At 62.6% G+C, this 21348-nt stretch carries 17 protein-coding genes and 2 pseudogenes; 1 reads left to right on the forward strand and 18 read right to left on the reverse strand.

What is annotated here, in order from left to right:
- Positions 1 to 414: 414 nt before the first annotated feature.
- The 13 genes and pseudogenes from CXQ91_RS23355 to CXQ91_RS23415 all read right to left on the reverse strand — a co-directional run bounded on the left by CXQ91_RS23355 (position 415) and on the right by CXQ91_RS23415 (position 14632).
- Positions 415 to 2766: a pyruvate dehydrogenase gene (locus CXQ91_RS23355; RefSeq protein ID WP_104176243.1), complete on the reverse strand. Its 2352-nt coding sequence runs from the start codon at positions 2764 to 2766 to the stop codon at positions 415 to 417.
- A gap of 321 nt (positions 2767 to 3087) precedes the next feature.
- Positions 3088 to 4551 carry an AMP-binding protein gene (locus CXQ91_RS23360; protein WP_104176244.1) on the reverse strand — a complete coding sequence of 488 codons (1464 nt, stop codon included), beginning with the start codon at positions 4549 to 4551 and terminating at the stop codon, positions 3088 to 3090.
- Positions 4548 to 5675, reverse strand: a complete 1128-nt coding sequence (locus CXQ91_RS23365) for an MSMEG_0565 family glycosyltransferase (protein WP_104176245.1) — start codon at positions 5673 to 5675, stop codon at positions 4548 to 4550. Before CXQ91_RS23365 ends, CXQ91_RS23360 begins: the two co-directional genes overlap by 4 nt.
- On the reverse strand, positions 5672 to 6547 hold the full coding sequence (locus CXQ91_RS23370) for a carbon-nitrogen hydrolase family protein (RefSeq protein WP_104176246.1): 876 nt from the start codon (positions 6545 to 6547) through the stop codon (positions 5672 to 5674). The genes CXQ91_RS23365 and CXQ91_RS23370 overlap by 4 nt, the downstream gene beginning before the upstream one ends.
- Before the next feature lie 9 nt (positions 6548 to 6556).
- Entirely contained in the window at positions 6557 to 7855 is a 1299-nt protein-coding gene (locus CXQ91_RS23375; RefSeq protein WP_104176247.1) for an MSMEG_0569 family flavin-dependent oxidoreductase, read from the reverse strand.
- Entirely contained in the window at positions 7848 to 8207 is a 360-nt protein-coding gene (locus tag CXQ91_RS23380) for an MSMEG_0570 family nitrogen starvation response protein (protein WP_104176248.1), read from the reverse strand. Before CXQ91_RS23380 ends, CXQ91_RS23375 begins: the two co-directional genes overlap by 8 nt.
- Positions 8200 to 9072: a carbon-nitrogen hydrolase family protein gene (locus CXQ91_RS23385; protein WP_104176249.1), complete on the reverse strand. Its 873-nt coding sequence runs from the start codon at positions 9070 to 9072 to the stop codon at positions 8200 to 8202. Before CXQ91_RS23385 ends, CXQ91_RS23380 begins: the two co-directional genes overlap by 8 nt.
- Positions 9069 to 10547: an MSMEG_0567/sll0787 family protein gene (locus CXQ91_RS23390; RefSeq protein ID WP_219816595.1), complete on the reverse strand. Its 1479-nt coding sequence runs from the start codon at positions 10545 to 10547 to the stop codon at positions 9069 to 9071. The genes CXQ91_RS23385 and CXQ91_RS23390 overlap by 4 nt, the downstream gene beginning before the upstream one ends.
- Positions 10548 to 10549: 2 nt before the next feature.
- On the reverse strand, positions 10550 to 11608 hold the full coding sequence (locus tag CXQ91_RS23395; RefSeq protein ID WP_104176251.1) for an MSMEG_0568 family radical SAM protein: 1059 nt from the start codon (positions 11606 to 11608) through the stop codon (positions 10550 to 10552).
- A 6-nt stretch (positions 11609 to 11614) separates the two neighbouring features.
- Positions 11615 to 12139 carry an MSMEG_0572/Sll0783 family nitrogen starvation response protein gene (locus CXQ91_RS23400; RefSeq protein ID WP_104176252.1) on the reverse strand — a complete coding sequence of 175 codons (525 nt, stop codon included), beginning with the start codon at positions 12137 to 12139 and terminating at the stop codon, positions 11615 to 11617.
- Between the two features lie 688 nt (positions 12140 to 12827).
- Positions 12828 to 13253: an ATP-binding protein gene (locus CXQ91_RS23405; protein ID WP_308471432.1), complete on the reverse strand. Its 426-nt coding sequence runs from the start codon at positions 13251 to 13253 to the stop codon at positions 12828 to 12830.
- 151 nt (positions 13254 to 13404) lie between these two features.
- A pseudogene (locus CXQ91_RS25865) lies at positions 13405 to 13896 on the reverse strand (hypothetical protein); the annotation flags it as partial.
- Positions 13897 to 14032: 136 nt separating this feature from the next.
- Positions 14033 to 14632, reverse strand: a complete 600-nt coding sequence (locus tag CXQ91_RS23415) for an SDR family oxidoreductase (RefSeq protein WP_219816597.1) — start codon at positions 14630 to 14632, stop codon at positions 14033 to 14035.
- An 87-nt stretch (positions 14633 to 14719) separates the two neighbouring features.
- On the opposite strand from CXQ91_RS23415, the gene CXQ91_RS23420 reads away from it, so the two are divergent.
- Positions 14720 to 15475, forward strand: coding sequence for a hypothetical protein (locus tag CXQ91_RS23420; RefSeq protein ID WP_181039023.1), 756 nt, complete (start codon positions 14720 to 14722; stop codon positions 15473 to 15475).
- 373 nt (positions 15476 to 15848) lie between these two features.
- On the opposite strand, the gene CXQ91_RS23425 is transcribed toward CXQ91_RS23420, so the two are convergent.
- From CXQ91_RS23425 to CXQ91_RS23440, 5 genes and pseudogenes are all read right to left on the reverse strand, one after another.
- The gene (locus CXQ91_RS23425; protein WP_104176255.1) at positions 15849 to 18002 is read right to left on the reverse strand and encodes a glycogen debranching N-terminal domain-containing protein; all 2154 of its coding nucleotides are present in this window, start codon (positions 18000 to 18002) and stop codon (positions 15849 to 15851) included.
- A 236-nt stretch (positions 18003 to 18238) separates the two neighbouring features.
- Complete coding sequence (locus CXQ91_RS24940) at positions 18239 to 18376, reverse strand: hypothetical protein (protein WP_181039020.1); 138 nt, start codon at positions 18374 to 18376, stop codon at positions 18239 to 18241.
- Between the two features lie 168 nt (positions 18377 to 18544).
- Positions 18545 to 19096, reverse strand: a pseudogene (locus CXQ91_RS23430) (NAD(P)(+) transhydrogenase (Re/Si-specific) subunit beta); the annotation flags it as partial.
- A 120-nt stretch (positions 19097 to 19216) separates the two neighbouring features.
- Entirely contained in the window at positions 19217 to 20578 is a 1362-nt protein-coding gene (locus CXQ91_RS23435) for an MFS transporter (RefSeq protein WP_308471433.1), read from the reverse strand.
- Positions 20579 to 20799: 221 nt separating this feature from the next.
- Positions 20800 to 21348 (reverse strand): NAD(P)(+) transhydrogenase (Re/Si-specific) subunit beta (locus tag CXQ91_RS23440; protein WP_181039021.1); only part of this gene is annotated, 549 nt, incomplete at its 5' end.

Here is a 21348-nt window from a genome sequence, read left to right on the forward strand (position 1 = left end):
CGTCCAGTACCAAGAGTGTCGGTTTAGTCTCGTCCATGCTTTTTCTCCTTGGGATGAACTTCGTCGTTCGCGGTGCTCGCCCGACCGAAAACCCGAAACGAGCTTCGGCCCTACGAATGTAAGTTTCGTCACTTCTGTATTCGGTGTCAAGGTCTGTCGTTTGCCAGACCCGTAAATTACCGCCTTGCGGCGCGTTTTTAAGCCCCGGTTCCCATGGCAGGCGCAGTCGAGCGTGATTCGTACTGACGGTTTGTAATTCGAATTAGGGAATTAGATGCGACTACCCTGAATCTTGTGTCGCGTGTTTCCGACCACCTCCCGTCCCGCAGCTCGGCAGCTTGAAAAATTCCGCCTGCCGGCTTCCAGGGGACGCGTGGGGCCTACACTGGCAATGCCGCCATAGGAGTTTCGCCGCTACTGCGCAATCAGATCCAACGTCGTGCGTATGATGCTGTCCACGTCGATTCCGTGGTAGCGGTACACGTCCTGGATGTCTCCCGCTTGCCCGAAGTTGCTTACGCCTAGGTTTCGGCTTTTCACTTGCTGCACGCTGGCTAGGAACGCGAGCGTGTGGGGATGACCGTCGAGCACTGTCACCATCGGGACTGCGCGTTCGCGAGGCAGAACCTGATCCAGGATCCACGAGGACGCGTTGCGTTGTCCGTTGCGCCCCTGCAACGCCTCGTATAACAGACCTGGGCTGGTCACACACACCACGTCAACGGGAGTTCCCTGAGCAGCCAGCCTGTCGGCCGCGGTCAGAGCATCCGGCACGAGGGCTCCCATAGCGACGAGTGTCGCGCGCGGGCTCTCAGCCGGGCGAAGTATGTAGCCTCCTGCCACCACTTGTCGACGGCGACGCTCGCGAGCCGCCGGATCCTCCGGCACCTTTGCGAGCTGCTGATCCACCGGCTTAGTGGACAACCTGAGGTACGCGGACTTGCCGTCTACCCGTCCCAGCTGTGACATAGAGGTGAGAAGCGTCCATTCGGTGTCTATCGCAAAGGCTGGCTCGTAGCTTGTGCAACCCGGTTGTTCAAGACCGATGGACGGTGTCTTTATTGATTGATGCGCACCGCCTTCCGGGGCGAGAGTGACGCCCGAAGGGGTACCGACAAGGATCGACTGCCCACCGGCGTAGATGCCATAAGACCAGGGCTCTAGAGCACGTTCAACGAAAGGGTCGTAGAGCACGCCGATCGGGAACAGCGGCTGTCCCCAGCGACTCCAAGTCGACCCGAGCTCGCCGATCAGACCGACGAGATTCGCCTCTGCGATACCGAGTTGAATGTGCTGGCCAGTTGGTTTTTCCCGCCAATGCATGATAGTTTCCGGGTCGTCATCGAACCAATTTTGTCGCTCTTGTGTCGACCACACTCCGACCTTGTTTAGCCAACCGGCGAGGTTTGTGCTCGAAGTGACATCGGGGCTCACTGTCACGACGCGACGGGCTGCTTCGGGTGCGAACCGGCTCAGGTCGAGGAGGGCTCGCCCGAGAGCGGCCTGCGTGGTTGCGGTGCCTGCAGGTGTCCTCCCGAAGTCTTCAGGGACAGCCGGGGGCGGGACGTCCGGCTCATGATTACGTTGAAGCGCTTCAGCCGATGCCGTTACCAGTCGCCCTGCGGGGCATGATGGGTCGAAGCGGGACCAGGGGGCATCAGCATCTTCTCCCAGGCGTTCCGCAAGTTCCCGGTACTGCTGGACGGTGAGGAGGGAGGAGTGATTTTGCGGGTGTCCCTCAGTTGGCAGGCCATTACCTTTGACTGTGTAGGCAATGATTACCGTTGGCCTGGTGTCATCGATCTTGGAGTATGCTTCCCGCAGGGCAGAGAGGTCGTGGCCCCCCAAATTCTTGATGGCGTGAAGCAAGGTTGCATCTTCAATTTTGGCGATGAGTTCGGCGATGGCCTCGCGGCTAGGGCCAACTCCGGGAAGCCGCTCGCGCAGCTCTTTGGCTGAACAGCGCAGCAGCCGCTGATATTCGAGGTTTGGCATGTCGAGAATACGTTTGCGCAAGGCGTCCCCACGCGGTAGGGCCATGAGGTTCTCGAGTAGACGCCCGAATCGTACTGTGAGGACTTGCCAGCCGGCTGCGGAAAACAGACGCTCTATCTTGCCTGCCGCGATATTCGGAACAACACGATCGAGCGACTGACGATTGAGATCGACGATCCAAACGATTTCGCCCAGTTCAGCCACATTTGAATCGAGCACCGCTTCCCAGATGGCGCCCTCATCGAGTTCAGCATCACCGACGAGCGAATACTGGCGTCCTCGACTCACCTTACCGCTCACAGTCTCGGTGTATCGCCGCGAGATCGCTCCCCAAAGCGGAGCCGTGGCCCCAATCCCAACTGAGCCGGTTGAGTAATCGACGGGGTCGGGGTCTTTTGAACGGCTCGGATAACTTTGCAGCCCTTGAAACTCCCGCAGCGTCGTGAGGTACTTCTCCTCCAAGCTGCCGAGGAGATAGTTGATGCTGTGGAGGACAGGCGAGGCATGTGGTTTCACGGAAACGCGATCTTCAGAACGTAGCTGGCCGAACCAGAGGGAGGTCATGATTGTGGCGATTGACGCGCTGGAAGCTTGATGTCCGCCGACTTTGATGCCCGAGGGGTTGGCCCGGACCCTGTTCGCGTGGTGGACGATCGATGTAGCGAGCCACAGCACCCGTCGTTCGATCTCAGCAAGGGTGTCCAAGTACGGGTCGTTGTAGGGTGCTACGGTCTTAGTCAAGCGGTCGTCGCTGACGGAGCTCGGGTTCATGGTGATTCCTTAGTGTGAGGGGCGGCTCGCGCAAGGCAAGGAAGGCTGACACAGGACCAGGTAGCCAAGGTGTCAGCTTTTATGAAACCGACGTGGACGGGCGCTCGTTGTGTGGCCGGAAGCACTCTGCTTATGGCTCCTTGGCAAGCCGCACCAGAAATGCCGACCGTCCGCCCTAGATGATGCTGGAATTGTGCTGGCGCGATAGCGGTCAACCGCAGCTCAAGGGGCGCACGTGGTGAAGTCGCAAGCGTGTGTTCCACGGCCCGGCCGCGCTTACGTTTATTCATCCCAGCCATCGAGAGGTTCTCAGAATCCTGATCATAGTTTCCGGGGTTGTTCCCTTGAGCTAGCCGTGCGGGCCAGACGGTGGCGCCTTACTTTCCCGGCGTCGTCACGCACGGGGCGGCTGACGCAGCGCACACGGCGTGGCCATTTCTGCGGGTCCAAGCGCCCATTCAGCCATGCGAGTATCTCCGCGGGGAGGATCCGGGCATTCGCCGTGTCCACTACGGCCTCAACCCGCTGCCCAAGATCCGGGTCAGGGACCCCGAACGCCGCTGCGGACCTGACTGCCGGATGCTGCTCCAGTATCCGTTCAACCTCTGCCGGATAGATGTGGACCCCGCCGCTGATAACCAAGTCGTCAATGCGGTCCAGCACATACAGATATCCTTCTTTATCCCTGTATCCCAGGTCGCCCAGGGAGTCCCAGCTGCCGCGTCGCCTGCTGGTACCGCCGAGATACTCATAGGTCACGCCACCTACGCGCGTCATCAGGATTTCGCCGACGTTGCCGGGCCCGACTTCTCTCCCTGCCGCATCCACGATCTTCATCTTCGTTCCGCCGACGGGTCGCCCGACCGATCCAGGGTGCCGTTGCCATTCCGAACCAGAGATGGCTGTCAGCCCTTGGGATTCGGTACCGGCATAGACCTCCATGATGCGATCGGGTCCCAGCCAGTCCAGCCAACGGCGTTTAAGTTCCGGAGGGCACGGAGCCCCGATATGCAGGATGGACTGCAGACTGGTCACATCAGCTGTCAGCCGAATTTCGGCAGGAAGGCGCATGATGCGGTTCATCATCGTGGGGACAAGCATCGTCCAGGTGATCCGGCTCTCCGATATTTCCGCCAAGACACGGCGTTCGTTGAACCGGGGATGGATGATCAGGGTGTGTCCGGTCATTAGGCCCCGGAAAGCATACGTAAAGGGAGCCGAATGGTAGAGCGGCCCCGCGACGAGTTGAACGGCGTCACGCGGAATGAAGGCTGCGACCTCTGCCTCCGGATCGATCCAGGCCCCTGCCGTGGCGCGGACTATCTTGGGGCGGCCGGTACTGCCACTGGTGGTGGGGGCCTTCCAGCTCGCGGCCGCCGCCGCCGGCAGCGGAGCATCGCTGAAGCCGTCCAGGCTGACCTGCGGACCGATCGTGGAAATGGACCTGTCGGGCAGCGTGCTGGCTACCACCGCCAAAGACGGTTTGGCCAGAGCGAGCAGCGCATCCTGCTCGTCCGCGGCAAGCCGTGGCGACATCGGCATGGGTGTTGCGCCAAGCTTCCAGATGGCGACGCAGGTCAGGACAAAATCGATGCCGTTGCAGAGCGAGACAGCCACCATGCTGTCCTGGGTCACCCCAAAGGTGCCGTAAAGCCGCGCCAGTTGATTACTCCGGCTTTCCAGCTCCAGTCGGGTCAACTGGCGCACGTCGTCGCGGACCGCGATCCTGTGCGAGTCCTTCTCCGCAAGCCAGGAAAACGCCTCCCCAATGCTCATGCGCGTCATATCGTCAGCTGGTCGGCGTCGGGACCGGCTGCGTGCCCGGCAAGAACTTGGCGATAGAAGTTCTCGTGCTGCGCCGCAGCCGCGTCCCACCGGTAGCCCCGGGCCAGCGCGACGCCGACTTCCGGATCGGGTGCCTGCCCCGCCAGCGCCGAGACGAGGGCTCTGGTGATCGCCTCAGGCCCGTCGGCGTAGAGTGCTGCAGCACCGAGGACTTCGTGCAGGACGGGCAGGTCCCGGGCGATCACGGGCACACCGGCAGCCAGTGCTTCCATGGCAGCCAAACCAAACCCTTCCTTGAGGGAAACAAAGGCCAGGGCTGACGACGCTGCAATCAGCGACGGCATCTGATCGTCAGCGACCACGCCCAGCATCGCATAGGGAATGTCCAGTTCTGCTGCGAGCCGGTCGAACTCTTGGCGGTAGTCACGGTAGTCGAACAGCGTTTCCCCGCCGGCGAAGATCAGGCGCACATCAGGCGCGGCGCTTCGAACCCCGGCGTAGGCTACGAGCAGATCGATGCTGCCTTTTCTGGGCTCTATTCCGCCTACGGCCAGGAGGTATCTGCCGTGCTGGTCGTGCCAGAACTTTCTTCCGTTCACCGCGGCGGAGGAGCGGCCGGCGGCCTCCACATACCGTTCTGCGTGGACTCCGTTGGGGATAACGGCCGGCGTGTAGCCCCAGCCGGAGTGGACTTCGGCCGCCACTGCCGCGGAGACGCATATGCGGGCAACAGGGTTGACGATGGCCTGTTCGTGACAGTCCGCCAGCTCCGGCGTGGTGAAGTGATCCAGATGATGAATGGTCCGGATGCACCAAGGAACGGCGTTTGCACTGATGCAGTCCTGAGCGTGGACGACGTCGTATTCTTCCGTGAAGGCCGCCCCGAGAGTGCTGATGGAACGCATGATCCTGTCCCCCACCGTTTCGTCAGGTTTGGCCGCGAACGGCACGACGCGCACCGAAACTGAAGGGTGCACGGGCCGGAAGAACACGGAGTCTCCCCCGCGGCCCAGAGTCCAGAGGGTCACAGCGTGTCCGCGGTCGGCCAACGCCTCCGCCAGCGCGAGTGTATGCACCACTCCGCCGCGGGGCTTGGTCGAGTAAGTCAGCAAGGCAATTCTCATTGAAGCGTTTCCTCTGAAATTTCATGGAAGTGCGCCGAGGCGGTGTCTCGGTAACTCTCCACCACGCGTTCCTCAAGGTGACGAAGCAGTCGCCGTGACCGGCCGATCTCCGCAGGAATATCCAGCTCGACGACGGCCAGACCCCCTTTGGAATCCGTTCTGGCCAGGACCTCCCCGCCGGGGCTGACCACCTTCGCCTGGCCCAGGAACCGCAGGCCGCCTGTGATCCCCGTCTGGTTGGAGGACACGAGGATTACCTGGTTTTCCGCCGCACGCGCGGCATCGTAGATGTCGAACAGTCTGGACTGCCGGTCGTTGGGCAACCGTGAGGCGCGGTCCGTGGTGCTGGCGGGCCAGGCGGAGAGGCAGGCAAGGACAACAGCACCGTCCAGGGCCAGTGACCGGGCCGCCTCCGGGAAAGTCTTGTCGTAGTCGATCATCATGCCCATCCTGCCGATGGGAGTATCAAACGCTTCGAAAGTGCGGCCGGCAACGTACACCTCGGACTCGCCAAGAGGCTGATGGACCTTACGGTGCACCCCGAGGATCCCGTCGCCGCTGATACAAACGGCAGTGTTGTGGCGCCCGCTGGCGTCGTTCTCTTCGGTCAGTCCGAGGCACACCACCATGTCCCGGGCAGCAGACTGGAGCTGTTGCAGTTCCGCTCCGTCCAAGCGGACAGACGGCGGGAGCGACTGCAGGTCCGGATTCCTCAGATCCCCCAGGTACCCGCCGAGGGTTGCGTCGGGCAGAACCAGAAGCCCGACCCCCCGGTGTCGCGCATCGCTGATGATCGATTCGACCTTGGCGATGCTGCGCTGGATATCCCGCCCGAAATGCGCCCCCGCTGCACCGATCCTGACTGAACTCATGCGTGCAATCTACGCCGTCACTGGCTGCTTGGCTGCGCTGTTCAGAAACCGCGCATCTTCCGCTGTGGTGCGTTGGACAATAACGTCGGCCAGGTAGGCGGCGTCCCTCGCGATGCCGGCAAAGCGGCCGGAGCCCCAAGTGTGCAGCCATGGCAGTCCCAGGAAGTAGAGGCCGGGTACGGACGTGACCCCGCGGACGTGCGAAGGATGACCGCCGCCGTCGAAAGTCCCTACCTTGACCCAGCTGTAGTCGGACTGGAATCCCACGGCCCAGATCACAGTGGTGATGCCGGCCGCCGTGAGATCCAGTGACGTTAGTTCCTCTTCAGGCTTCCAGACTGGAACGTAACGGTCCTCGAAGGGCGCCTCGATTCCTGTCTGCGAAATGTACCTGTCGATGATGTCCTTGATGGATTCCGCTACCAGGTCAGCGCCGTCGAGTGCTGCTTCCAGGGTTGGCCGGAAAGTCAGTGAATCCGCCTGAACCTCATCGAGGCGGCCGTAAAGCTTCATCCCCTCGAGGGCGAACCGTCGCAGGTCTATGTCCCGGCCGCCGTCGCGCCCTGTGACGTAGTGATTGGTCTTTTCGCGCTTGGTCAGCCCGCCGGGCTGGTTCTCAACGGGAACGTCGTAGGTGCCCATGTCATGCAGCCATGCGACGCAGTCACGGCCGCGGTAGAACCTGGCCACCCTGGGTGCGCTTCCCACTGCGAGGTGGACCTGGCGGCCCGCGAGATGCAGGTCTTCAGCGATCTGGGCACCGGACTGACCGGATCCGACCACCAGTACAGAACCGTCGGGCAATGCCCCGGCATTGCGGTAGTCCGCTGAATGGAGCTGATTGATGGCAGCGTGGAGTTTCTGCGCCACCGCCGGCATCGTCGGCCGGTGGTAGCCGCCGGTGGCGATCACCACGTTCCCTGCGGTCATTACCGCGGCAGTGCTGTTGATCCGGTAGCGGCCGTCGGCCTTGCTGACGACTTCGGTAACTTCCACGCCGGTCTGTACAGGGGCGTTGAAGGAGGCCGCGTAGTCACGGACGAAGGCATAGACGTCGTCCCTGCCCATGAATCCGTCCGGGGCGGGTCCGGAGTAGGAGTAGCCGGGGAGCTGACACTGCCAGTTGGGCGTTACAAGTGTGAAGTTGTCCCAGCGCCGCTGCTTCCAGTCTGAGGCAACACCAGTACGCTCCAGCAGGACGTGGTCGACCCCGGACCGTGTCAGGTGCCAGCTCAGTGACAAGCCTGCCTGGCCGGCTCCGACGATGACGACGTCGTGATGTTCGCCCGTGTTTTCGTAGTTACTCATGAGACGGAACTTTCGATTGGGTGCCGGCGGCTGGAAGTTGCGGTTCCATGGCCAGGACGTGGACTAATCCGGCAGGCGCCGGTACCGGTTGACCATCGTCGGCTGAGGACGTGAAGGATTGTGCGCGGTCCTGGATGTCGTCCCGCTGGGCTACGGCGGATGTGCACGCAAATCCATATTTTTCGCGCACGCGCCGGGAGGCTTCGTTCAGGGCAGCGGCAACGCGGTGAACGAAATCGGCCACTGAATAGGATTCACCCGTTGTCAGGTGATCGTGCATCACCAGCGACGGCGAGTAGCACTCCTGAAGCGAGCCGTCAGGCCATTCCACGGTGAAGGTCATTTCAGGCATGGAGTACTTCCCGGGCGCTGACGATTTCGGGCGAATAGGCATCGGGGCGCCGGTCGCGCAGATGGAACATGTGCTTCCTGGTGGTGGCCAGGGCTGCGGCGACGTCGATGGTGGCTACTGCCAGCCCCGCAACCGGCCCGGTGGTGGCAATGATGTTCCCGCCGGGGTCAACCACCTTGGCGTTTGCGGCATAGCGAAGGGAACCGAAGGTACCCGCCTGGTTCGACGCTATGAAGAACACCTGGTTTTCCAGGCCGCGGGCCTGATCGAACAGGTTGTAGCGCTTGGTCCACCGGTCGTCGTCGATGTTCTCCGCCGTGGCGGTGCGGGAAGTGGGCCAGGCCGAGAGACTCACAATGATTTCCGCGCCGTCCATGGCCAGGCTGCGCGCGGCTTCGGGAAAGGCTTTGTCGTAGCAGATCTGCAGGCCGATGCGCCCCACCGGGGTATCGAAGGCCTGGTAGCTCGACCCTGCTGCGTAGGACATGTTTTCGCCCAGGGGCTGGTGCACCTTGCGGTAATGGCCCAGGATCCCGGAACCGTCGAGGGCAACAGCGGTGTTGTAGCGGGTATCGCCGTCTGCCTCGCAGAAGCCGATGCAGATGACCATGTCCCCGGCCATATCGATCACACGGCGGACCTCCGGCCCATCCAGTGAGAGCGCCGGGGGGAGCGAATCGGCGGCGAGCTTTTTGTCGCCGTGGTTGCCCAGGGCTGACAGGTAGCCGCCGATGGCGGCCTCCGGCAGAGCAAGGAGCTGGACGCCTTGTGCTCTGGCGTCTTCAATGAGCCTGGCAATCGTGGCGTAGTTCTCTTCAAGGTCCCGGCCGAAGTTCTCGGCCACCGTTCCGACTGTGAGATTCATGCTTGAGTACTTCCTAATCCTGTGACGTTATTGGAGATTGCTTCGGTGACCATGCCGTCAGGCCAGCGCAGCTGGACGCCGGCGCCTTCCACGAGTTCGCCGCATTCGGCGGTGGCGGTGAGCGGGCTGCCCATCCGGCCTTCACCGGGCCGGTCAGCGGTGACCATGGCATAGCCGGGGAAGCAGCTGAGCCAGTCGCCCATGGTGGCAGACGCCGGACGCGGGATGCTGCCAACGTCCAGGATCGCGCCGCAACCGCTGGCCTCGGCCAGCATCCCGGTCGTTCCCACGATGCCCACCATGCTGATGTCTTTTGCCGCTGCCGGGGCTGCGCGCCGGACGAGCCTGCCCAGTTCCCGAAGCTCAGCTCCCGGTTTTGTAGAGGTGGAGTCCCACTGATGGCCTGTGTAGCCCGGCCGCCACTGTCCCGTAGTGTCTGCGGTGAGGCTTAGGCTGTGGCCCGGGCGTCCCCCGCCGCCCGGCACGAGCCTGGCGGTCCGTCCGATGGCAGTTACGGACAACGAAGCCGGGACCCCGACTTGGGTGTGGCCACCAAGAATCGGCACCGCCCAGGCCTCCGCGGCCATGATGAGCCCCCGCAGGATACGCCGCGCAAACGATTCGTCCCTGGCGCCAAGTGAATCCAGCAGGCCAATGCCCTTCGCCCCCATCGCACTCAGATCATTCATATTCACGAGCACCGCGCACCATCCGGCCCATTCCGGGTCCCGCTCGACCATGGAAGGCAGAATTGCGTCGCAGGCTGCCACCACGTCTGTTCCGGGAACGGGAGCACCGTCATCCCCCAGAAATGCCTTCCCGCCCAGGAACGGCGATGGCCGTTCGCTGGATCCGGCGTCAGGAGCGGAGGCGAACAGTCTGCCGAGCATCGACTTGTCGCGTTCGGCATGCCGCTGCATCCGGCTGATCGGCCACCGCATATGCACATGCGGCTGACCCACCACGGTGACGTCCCGGAGTTTCTTCCAGCCGAGCCGGCGGAACAGGATCTCGTTCTGCGCCTGGACCGTGGCTTCAAACCGGAGCACACCGCGTTCCTCAGCATAGGCACTTGCGGCCCTGACGAGAGCCGCCCCGATTCCGCCAGCCGTGCGTGCGGCTTTGGTAACCACTAGCCGGCTGCCGGTCCACCAGCCCAGGTCAACAGCCGGCGTGACCGGGGCTAGGCGCACCCCGCCGAGCACCGCGCCTTCGGGTGAGCGAGCCACCAACACCACGGTGCGCGGATCGTCGTCGATATCATCGCTGTCACTGCCGGCGAAGAGTCCTTGTTCGGCGACGAAAACATCCCGCCGGATCCGCCGATACGCATGGACATCGGCCTCGCAGTCCGCCGGTTCGATGAGGAATGGCGGGGGTTCGGTGGCGGAGGCCGGTCCGGTGAGGACGGTCAGATCCTGCCATGTCCGGCTGGTTAGTTCGGGGAGACCGGACAGGCTTGTTGAGGCTACCATGGTCAGGCCCCGGCCGTCTGGAGCATGCTGCAAGCACCGCATGCTGCACATCCGGCGGCCTGATCACTGCCAAACATGTTGGCTTCCGTCAGGGCTTTTGCGACCTCGTAGGTGATTCTCTGCACGACGACGCGGTCCGGCGAACCGACCTTGTCCACATCCGTGGCCAGGGTTCCCTTGAGTGGGCGGAACGGAACGACAAAGGGATACACGCCCATTTCGATGAGTTCCTTGGCCCCGGCCACCATCTCGTCAGGGTCCTCGCCCATCCCCACCAGCAGGTAGGTGGAGACCTGGTTTCGTCCGAAGACGCGCACGGCCTCGCGCCATGCGCTGCGGTACTCATCCAGCGGCACACTTGCTTTGCCTGGCATCCATCTGGCCCGTACTCTGTCATCCATGGACTCAACGTGGATTCCGATCGAGCGGGCTCCCGCATCGTAGAGATCCTTGATGACGCTCAGGTCAGCAGGCGGTTCGATCTGCACCTGGATCGGAAATTCTGGAACGGCGGCTCGGATGGCGCGCACGCACTTTGCCACATACCGTGCGCCGCGGTCGGGGCCGCGAGAGGTTCCCGTGGTCATCACCATCTGGGTGACGCCGTCGAGCCGGACGGCGGCCTCTGCCACTTCGGCAAGCTGCTCGGGGGTCTTGACCGCCGTCGTCGCCCCTGCATTCAGAGACTCTTCGATGGCACAGAACCTGCAGCGCTCCGATTCCCCGTACCGGATGCAGGTCTGCACCACGGTCGTGGCCAGGACTTTGGCCCCATGCAGCTTGGCGATTTTTTCGTAGGAAACCCCGTCCGCCGTGGTGAGGTCGTAAAATTTCGGCCTATTGACGGGAACCACATCCATACCAAGGTCCGCGCCATCCAGAAACAGCCGGCCGTTCTTCGCGAGATAAGGACTGTCCGGGTTGACGGGTATGGCAGCCTGCTGGCCGTTGAACATGACGTGGCCGTCATCGCTGGGCCCGGCCCCCGCTTGGCGGGATACCGGCGCGTCGACGCGCATTCCCAAGATCGCTACGTCGACGCGGGTTGTTAGGGCCGCCATGACAGATCAGACCATGTAGGTGGAGTTGATGATGGCACCCTTGCGCTTATAATAGATCAGCGCGTCCTGGACATCCAGGGGGTGTGCAGGGATGACACCTGCGATGACGTCCTCTTCTCGCAGACCATGCAAGGCAAGTCCGAAGCGGCAGACGAAGACTTTCCCGCCTTCCTTGATGAAGGTCTTGATCGAGTCATTGAGATTCTGGTTCCCAGGGAAGGCACTGTCCCCCGTGGTGGGGAAACCCCGTGTGTCCATGACATTCAGGGCGCCTGTGCCGTAGAAGTAAAGGGCAGACTCAAAGCCTTTCCGCAACGCCCGGGTCGCTTGTAGCACTGCGACAAAACTGACGGACGATTCGTGGGCGATGCCATGAACCAAGGTAAAGTATGATTCCCCTTCTTCTGCCTGGAAGTCGGGAAAAACCTTCGTGGAACCGTACAAACTGCTTCCCTTGGGCAACGAGGGATGCTGGATTTCATTCAGCGACGTTTCAATGTTGGCCGCAATGGTGGACTCGAAGTCAGACATACGTTCTCCAACGCTTGTGAGCTCCCGAGTGGAGCATCTCCTGAATACAAGTAAACGCGTCGGATGTTTCAGGTCATTTCCTGCACGGTTTCGGTCTGGTCAAATCTGGACTACAAAGAGGTTTCCGAAAACTCACAACAAAGCCCCGCGCGCCATCGACGATGGGTTCTGCCTTTGCCATGCAGCCGGGGTGGGCCGCAGCTGCGTTGGCTGCACCATCGACTTCATCCTCTACAAGCCCCGGTCGGCATCGTCTACGCCGTGGCCTTCAAGCTCATGGGTTCGGGTTCCGGCGGCAACGTCTTGATGGATCCATCCCCCACCCCGCCGAGCCAGCCGTCACAGACTGGCGTCAGCGCCCGGGGCAGTCAGGGATCAGAGGCGGAAGCAGCGGCGGCAACGCCAAAGCCTCCCCCAGGCCTCAACGGGACCGTCCGGGCCTGGGGAGCGCCCGGTAAAGTCACGCCGGAAGTACCGGCGCGGCAACAGCAGGCGCCGGGACCGGCCCCGCCGACGCAGAGGCAGCATCGGGAGCAGGGCCGGCCGGCATGTCTGTCGTTGCTGGTTCTCAGCTAGCTTTAGCGGCTTCTCAGGCCGCACAACAGACCGCAGGATTCAACCGGGGAGGGCCCCAGCGGCAGCAAATAACACCGAATACAAGGAATCGTCATACGGAAACTGGCGGGTGTCACGGTCCGCCGCGCGGACATCTCGACCGTGGTACTGCGGCCCGCACAAGGCTCCAGACCGGTTGCGAGGTGGGTTTTGCGGTTCCGGGCGGCCCGAGCAGGACAATGTTGGCCGCCTCGGTGAGGAACGCGCCGGTGGCCAGATGCGCGATGGTGTCGCGTTTGAGGCCGGGCTGATGGTCGAAGCTGAAGTCCTCCAGCGACTTGAGGGCTGGAAACCCGGCCGCCCGGGCACGCATCTCGGCTCCGGAGGCTTCGCGGGCGGCGACTTCCCGGGACAGGACCGCGGCGAGGTATTCCTCATGGGTCCAGCCTCCGTCGCGTGCCTGCTCCGCGAGTCTGGCTGCTGCTTCCCTGATCCTTGGTGCCTTCATGGCCCGGGAGTAGTACTCGATCTGGCCGGCGGTTTCCTTTTCTTCGGTCATTACGCGACCTACCCGTCATTGAGCACGACACCGAACGCCCGGTCGTAGTCCGCCAGGTCCCGCAGCCCGGTCGTGTCTTGAACCCGTTCAGGTTTCTGGAAGGCTCTCCGCATGTTCTGGCAGCCTCCACGTGGTCGGGATCGGTAATCGTCAGACCGGTGCCCCAGGAGCGGGGATGGTTCCCGACGCATCGCCCGTCCAGTCTGATCGTGACGGTGTCCAGGTCCGCGATGACATCAACGAACCTCCCGATCGCCGGCGGATGCACGGAGTAGTCGTTGGATCCCATCCGAACGTAGTAGTCCCGCGGAAGCCGGACCCGGGTCGCGAAGCCGGTCACGGGCGGAACCGGCGGCAACACCAGCATCGCGGCCTTGTCCCGGCTGATCAGCTCCGAAGTCCCCGGATCCGGCAGCCTTCCTGGAAAGGATCGGCTCACAAATAACCGACGGCTGGGTTCCCCAAGGCTTCTGTGACACCCTCCGTCGCTGGATGACACAAGAAAGAAACCCTGCCCACCTTCACCGGCCTCGAAACCATCAGCCCGTCCTCGACCTGAGGAACCACGCATAACGCTCCCGCAGCCACATGGCCCGACCCCAGATTCCGGGGTTTTGTGGGCCAGCTTAAATGAGACGGACATCCGACGGCTATTTCCGGGTGAAAGCGGAGGCACGCGCCGGCTTCGGGTACCCCGGCTCTACAGTAGCGGTAATTGAGCGACGTCTCGCAGCCGCTGATCGGCAGTGGTTCGGTCGTACACCGTGGCGAATTGAGTGTCAGATGGCCCCGCCGTTGACGTAGATGATTTGGCCGTTCACCCAACGGGCGGGTCCGGCCAGAAAGGCCACGGACTCGGCGATGTCGTTGGGTGTTCCCAGCCGCTCCAGCGGGGTGGTCTTGGCGAGATTCTCAATTGTCGCGTCGTCCTTGCCGTCCAGAAACAGCTTGGTGGCGGTGGGGCCCGGCGCCACTGCATTCACGGTGACATCGCGGCCGCGGAGCTCGCGGGCGAGAATGAGCGTGATGGCATCCACGGCGCCTTTGCTTGCCGCGTACGGTGCATAGCCGGGAAAGGCAAGCTTCTTTACTGAGGTCGAGAAGTTGATGATCGCCCCGCCGGTTCTGACCCGGCGGGCGGCCTGCTGGTCGACGACGAAAGTCCCCCTGATGTTTGTTCGATGCATGCGGTCCAGGGCATCGAGGTCGAATTCCGCGACCGGTCCCAAAACCATGACGCCGGCCGTGTTTACTACGACGTCCACGCCGCCGAACTCGGCCTCGGCGGCATCGAATGCCGCCGACATTGCAGTTTCGTCGGCCACGTCACCAGCAACGGAGATGGCACGCCCGTCTGCTTGGATAATGGCTGCGACCATAGGGCGAGTTCGATTACCACGGCGGCCACCGCTGTAGGTCTCGCACCGGCGACTCTCGTTGGCGATGCCCTGGTCGAATTCGCGCCTGTGCCCACGTACGTCACCTTTTGGCTGCTGCTGGTGGTCGAATTGGCCGTATTTGTCGCATCCCTGTTTCTTCCACGGCACACCGTTGGGGATACTCCGGAACAATGGCGCCCCAGGGCCGTGGTCGTTCCGATCGAGGTGCGCGGCATATTCACTGCCGCATCAGTGGCAGTCCTTGCGTCCTACGCACTGGGAACAATCATGCTCTCCGTGGGCGCCCAGATCGCACGAGACCTTGTTCGCTCCGACAACGCTCTAGTCCCGGGGGCCGTCATCTCGGTATCGTTCATCATCATCGGCATGGTTGCCATCGCCGCCGGACGCATGCCCTCCCGCCAAGCCATCGCCGTCGGATCAGTCGCTTCAACTGTCAGTCTGGCCATACTCCTACTGTCTGCCACTCTTCACTCGCTACCCCTCTTCCTACTCGCCGCCGCTGCGCTCGGAGTCGGATACAGCCTCCTATTTCTGGGCGGTCTCAGCCTCATCAATGCGCATGCGCCGGTACACCAGAGAGCAGCCACACTCTCAGCCATGTATCTGATTGCTTACATCGTTCAAGCCGGGACGGCCCTCTCCCTCGGGGCAACTGCCACGACAGCTGGACTCGAAGCAGCGCTGACCTATGCGGCTCCTGTGATCGCCCTGCTGGCCGTCACCGCAACGGTGCTCGCCTTCACAATCGGACGGCCCGGGTCCAGTCCGGCGACAAGCGAATCGAATCTCAAAAAGGTCGAAAAAGTCAGGAGTGAATGAACCTGGTCAGGCCCTGGCAGCGCAGCAGGCCAGGGATTGACCCACCGTCCGAGTCCATGGAAGCCGGGCAGTCCCCGAAAGTCCTGGCTCGTCAAGCTCCTAAGGATGGTTTGATGAGAACTGGACTTTTAGCACCCAATTCAAGACGAGCTGCGAAATAAAGTGCGACGACGCCCCTCCGGAGCACGCGCAGAGACTGACGCGACGATCCGCGGAGTCTGCAAGTACGTGAGTGGGTGCAGAACACCTCAGGGAGCATATGTCCAGGCGCGTGAGGCGCTAAGTATCGGCCGCACGATCGTCTCGCTTCGTGCATCTCCACCGCCGTCCCCTGCGGGCTGATATGAACTAGCCGCAGATGGACCCGGCAATGCTACGTTTTCGGGTGCAGTTTGGCTTGCTCCACGAGTTCGGCCAGCCACGGTCGGTGCCCGCGATGGAACACCATGCCCTGGGGCAGACCTTGGACAGATGCGGTGGAACTGGAAACGTCGATCGTGATCCTGCCGCCTGCCATGGGCGCGTTGGTGATGTGCAGATCGCCGTAGGACTCCGGAAGCACGGGATCCATCCATAGGCCACCGCGTGAAACATGGGCGTCGTACCGCATCAGGCTCGTGACCAGGTGGATGGGTGTGGTCGCTGCCCAGGCCTGGGGTGAGCATGCCGTCGGATAGGGGACGGGTGCGGCGAACTGTTCCCGGGCAAAGCCGCAGAACAGTTCCGGCAGCCGGCCGTTGGAGTGCTCGGCTGCCTCCAGCAGGGCCGTGGAGATCCGCTGTGCTTCCGCCACGAAGCCGTAGCGCAGCAGACCGGTCGCTATTAGAGCGTTATCGTGTGGCCAGACCGAGCCGTTGTGGTAGCTCACGGGATTGTAGGCGCCCATGTCGCTGGCAAGGGTTCGCACGCCCCAGCCGCTGAACATTTCCTGAGACATCAGGCGTTCGGCTACGAGCGGCGCTTTGTCGTCGTCTACGATGCCGTGCCATAGGCAGTGGCCCATGTTGGAGGCGCACGCATCGACCTGCCGTTTCTTGCCATCCAAGGCGATGGCGTAGTAACCGCGCTCGGGCATCCAGAACTGTTCGTTGAACCGCTTCTTCAGCTGCGCCGCCTGGTCCGCGAGCTCGGCCGCTAGCGCCCCGTCACCGGCGTCGTACGCCATCCAGGCGCGCGCCAGATATGCGGTGTAGACATAGCCTTGCACCTCGCAGAGCGCGATCGGCGGCTCGGCCAGAGTGCCGTCGGCAAAGTTGATCCCGTCCCAGGAGTCCTTCCAGCCCTGGTTGATCAGCCCCTGGTCGTTGAGGCGCTCATACTCGACGAACCCGTCGCCGTCCTTGTCCCCGTAATCGCGGATCCACTCGAGCGCGCGGTCCGCGTGGGGCAGCAGGGCGGCGATGGTATCCGCGGCGAATCCCCAGCGGCTAACGGATCCGACCACCATCACGAACAACGGAGTCGCGTCCACACTTCCGTAGTAGTTGGACTTGCCGCCCAGGGCCAGCCCGCTGGATACATCGAGCCTGACCTCATGCAAGATCTTGCCCGGTTCCTCCTCGCTCAGCGGATCCACCACGCTGCCTTGCCGCTCCGCAAGAGTTTGCAGCGTGCCCAATGCCAGCGTTGCGTCGACCGGCAGAACCATAAAGGAGGACAGCAACGAGTCCCGCCCGAATAGTGCCATGAACCACGGTGCTCCGGCAGCCACCACGGCGCGGTCCTGATGCTTGGGATCTTCGATGCGAAGGGCGCCCAGATCGTCGTAGCTGTGCCGGAGGGTGCGTTCAATGGACCGGTTTCCCATCTGCAGCACCGGAATCTTGGCCACCCATTCCTGCCGGCGCCGGTCACTCGGGGACAGATCGCCGGAGCCCGCCTGAAGAGACATCGCGCGGCTGATTCCGTCAACGAGGGGCACCACGCGAAGTACCGTGGTCCATTGGCCGTGGGGTGCGATAACCGTCCGGTACGTCACGGCCCCGGCAGTGACATCGGCGCCCTCGGCCTCGACCATGATGCCCTTCCGGGCATTCTGGCATGTGGCCCGGATAGTCAGCGAACCACTGTCCGCCTGGCGGGATTCGTCCCAGCGCCGCTGGATGCGTGCCTCTTTCACCTCGAAAAGATCCGCGAAATCCGCCGCGATTCTCAGGGAGATCAGGCACTCGGCGGGCTTCATGGAGTAGTTCCGAACGGTGATTTGTTCCCGAATGCCGGCACCCACTTCGCGCAGCCGCTCCACGATCAACGGGGTGTCCGCCGACCCGTCTAAGCTGACAACGCGGCCGCGAAACAAGGCCCGGTACGGCTCCTTCGTCTCCGCTGCCAGTGACTCAAGCGGCTGGCCATTAATGGTGAGCGTCCAGCCGGACAGGATGCGTGTGTCCTGAAAGAAAACGCCGTGCGGAAATTCGGGGTGAATATCCCCGTTTGGCAAGGAAATACAGAAGGACGTGCCCTCCACCAAAGTAACCGTCCCGGCACCCAAGGGCCCGGCCGCCGTGTCTGCATTCCATCCAGCCATCTTCGGCTCCTCGACGAAATGACCCGAGACAAGGGCCACATCTTAACCCAGCGCCGCCAGCCGCCGCCTTCATCGTTCCAACCGACGCTACGCCGTTCTCCCCCCAAGCACCAGAGGAATCCTTGGGACACTATGTGTGCTGGAGCGGTTCCAATCCCTCATCCGCGTCTGGCAGTTAATTGAATACTTTTGGCTGGCAGGGATCGTAGGAGTACGTGGCCAAGGCTATAGGAGATCTAGACCGGCCCGAGGCTGTAGCGCAGGGTATGGTCGTTCTTGTTTGCTGCAAATCGGGATCCCACGGTGTCGGCATGGGCTTCGACGCCTAGCCTGTCGTCGACGAGGGCGATGTGGAACCGTGGTCCACGGCCCATCGCTAAAAATGTCGCCATCCCAGCCTTCGATGGGATGGCGTGCTGCCTGTGTTTGCCCCGGACGACCTCTGGTGCCTAAATTCTGCGGTGTTTGATTTAGGTGCGTTCAAAATGGCCCCCTCACGTGTCTCGGACTGGGCGCCGAAACGCATCAGGAGGCCATCTCTGTTAGAACGCTTTGAGGATGTCTTCGACGCGTTGTTTAGCATCGCCGAAGAGCATTTGGGAGTTGTCCCGGAAGAACAGGGGGTTCTGGACGCCCGCGTAGCCGGCGGCCATGGATCGTTTGAACACGATGACGTTTTCTGCTTCCCATACCCTGAGCACGGGCATGCCGGCGATGGGGCTGGAGGGGTCCTCGGCCGCGGCGGGGTTGACGGTGTCGTTGGCCCCGATGACGAGGACAACCGAGGTACCGCCAAGGTCCTCGTTGATTTCGTCCATCTCCAGCACAATGTCGTAGGGAACTTTTGCCTCGGCGAGGAGCACGTTCATATGACCCGGTAAACGGCCGGCAACGGGGTGGATGCCGAACCGGACGTTCACCCCGCGTTCGCGGAGTTTGTGGGCGAGTTCGGCGACGGGGTACTGGGCCTGGGCCACTGCCATGCCGTAGCCGGGGGTGATGACGACGCTGGACGCATTGGACAGCAGTTCGGCGGTGGCTTGGGCGGTGATTTCGCGGTGCTCGCCGTAGTCGGCATCCCTTCCGGCGGGAGCGGCGTTGTTAAGTGGCCGGGTTCTCGTAGTCCTTATTGGCCGATGAGGTGGCCTCCCTGGCCGCGTCGACGGCTTCCGGGATCAGAAATCAACAATTGATGCCCCAGCATGCTGCAAGGGTTATGTGCTCAGCTTCCCCTGGCTGGGGGCTGGTTCTGCGAGTTGCTGCCGGAAGTTGCGGCGGATGGCGATGGTGGTCACCAGGCTGAGCGCCGTCACGATTGCGGTTCCCAGGAAAACAGTGCCAGTGCCGGCCACTCCGCCGAGCCATCCAGCAAGGATGGGGCCGGTGACTTGGCCGATGTACTGGGCGGATACGTTGTAGCCGAGCACGAGTCCGACGCTGGTGTCCGGAACGAGACGTCGGATTGTGGCGACGACGGTTGGGGTGATTCCTCCGAGTGCGATCCCGGTCAGGAACCGGAGGATGGCGAATGTCACCAGGTCGGCGGCGAAGGATTGGGCGGCAAGGAGGACGGTGGCGGCGATGAGGCTGACGGCGAGTATCTGCATGTGACCGATCCGATCAGCGAGCTTTCCGAGGCTGGGACCGGACAGTATGGTTCCCAGCGCGGTGAGCGCGAATACGACAGCCGCATAGATAGCAACGTTGTCCGTCGTGCCGGTGAGCGACCGGATGTGTTCGGTGATGATCGGTTCGACCGAGATGGTCGCGAACATGAGCAGCGTCGACAAGCTGAGCAGGGCGAGCACGGGCAGCTTGTGGTGAACTTCGTTCCACGAGCTGGCGCGCTTCAATGCAGGGGTCTTGGTACGCGGCTTCCGGTTCTCTTTCAGGAAGATGGTAGTGCCGAGGAAGGCGATGAAGATCAGGCCACCCGTTGCGAGGAAGGCCCCTTGCACGCCGATGACCTGGGCGAGTGTGCCGCCGAGAAGGGGTCCCGCGATGTTGCCGGCCATGATGGCGGAGGCCAGGACACCGAGGGCCCACGCCGAGCGCTCTTTAGGGGTCTGGGCTGCAACAAGAATGGTTGAGCCAGACGCGTAGCCGCTGAGCAGCCCTGCGAGCAGACGCAGCAGCACGAGCTGGGTGATGTCCTGAGCCAGGCCGATGAGCGACATGCCGATCGCCATTCCCAGGCTGGCTCGGATCAGCATCGGCTTGCGGCCGAACCGGTCTCCGAGGTGGCCCCAGAGCGGTGCAGTCAGCGCAGCGGTGAAGAAGGTGGCGGCGTACGCGATCCCCGACCACAGTGTCACGGCGGCCGCGTCGCTCGCGCCGAGATCACGGACGTAGAGCGGCAGAATCGGCAAGATCAGAGTCATGCCGACGATGGTGGTGAATGACCCAAGGGCGCAGACGAGAAGGTTGCGTCGCCAGATCTGAGATGTTTCTGGCAGCGTGGTCGACGAGGTCATGGGTGCTCCGTGCCTTGAGGGGTGTCCGCAAGCCCGAGGCTGGCGGAGGATGTGATCGATCGTTCTTGTTTGCTGCAAATCGGGATCCCACGGTGTCGGCATGGGCTTCGACGCCTAGCCTGTCGTAGAAGTTGTGTTTTTGGTCATCGATCCATTGCTCGAAATGTCGCCATCCCAGCCTTCGATGGGATGGCGTGCTGCCTGTGTTTGCCCCGGACGACCTCTGGTGCCTAAATTCTGCGGTGTTTGATTTAGGTGCGTTCAAAATGGCCCCCTCACGTGTCTCGGACTGGGCGCCGAAACGCATCAGGAGGCCATCTCTGTTAGAACGCTTTGAGGATGTCTTCGACGCGTTGTTTAGCATCGCCGAAGAGCATTTGGGAGTTGTCCCGGAAGAACAGGGGGTTCTGGACGCCCGCGTAGCCGGCGGCCATGGATCGTTTGAACACGATGACGTTTTCTGCTTCCCATACCCTGAGCACGGGCATGCCGGCGATGGGGCTGGAGGGGTCCTCGGCCGCGGCGGGGTTGACGGTGTCGTTGGCCCCGATGACGAGGACAACCGAGGTACCGCCAAGGTCCTCGTTGATTTCGTCCATCTCCAGCACAATGTCGTAGGGAACTTTTGCCTCGGCGAGGAGCACGTTCATATGACCCGGTAAACGGCCGGCAACGGGGTGGATGCCGAACCGGACGTTCACCCCGCGTTCGCGGAGTTTGTGGGCGAGTTCGGCGACGGGGTACTGGGCCTGGGCCACTGCCATGCCGTAGCCGGGGGTGATGACGACGCTGGACGCATTGGACAGCAGTTCGGCGGTGGCTTGGGCGGTGATTTCGCGGTGCTCGCCGTAGTCGGCATCCCTTCCGGCGGG

The organism is Arthrobacter sp. Y81, assembly GCF_002929335.1.
Classification (GTDB): Bacteria; Actinomycetota; Actinomycetes; order Actinomycetales; family Micrococcaceae; genus Arthrobacter.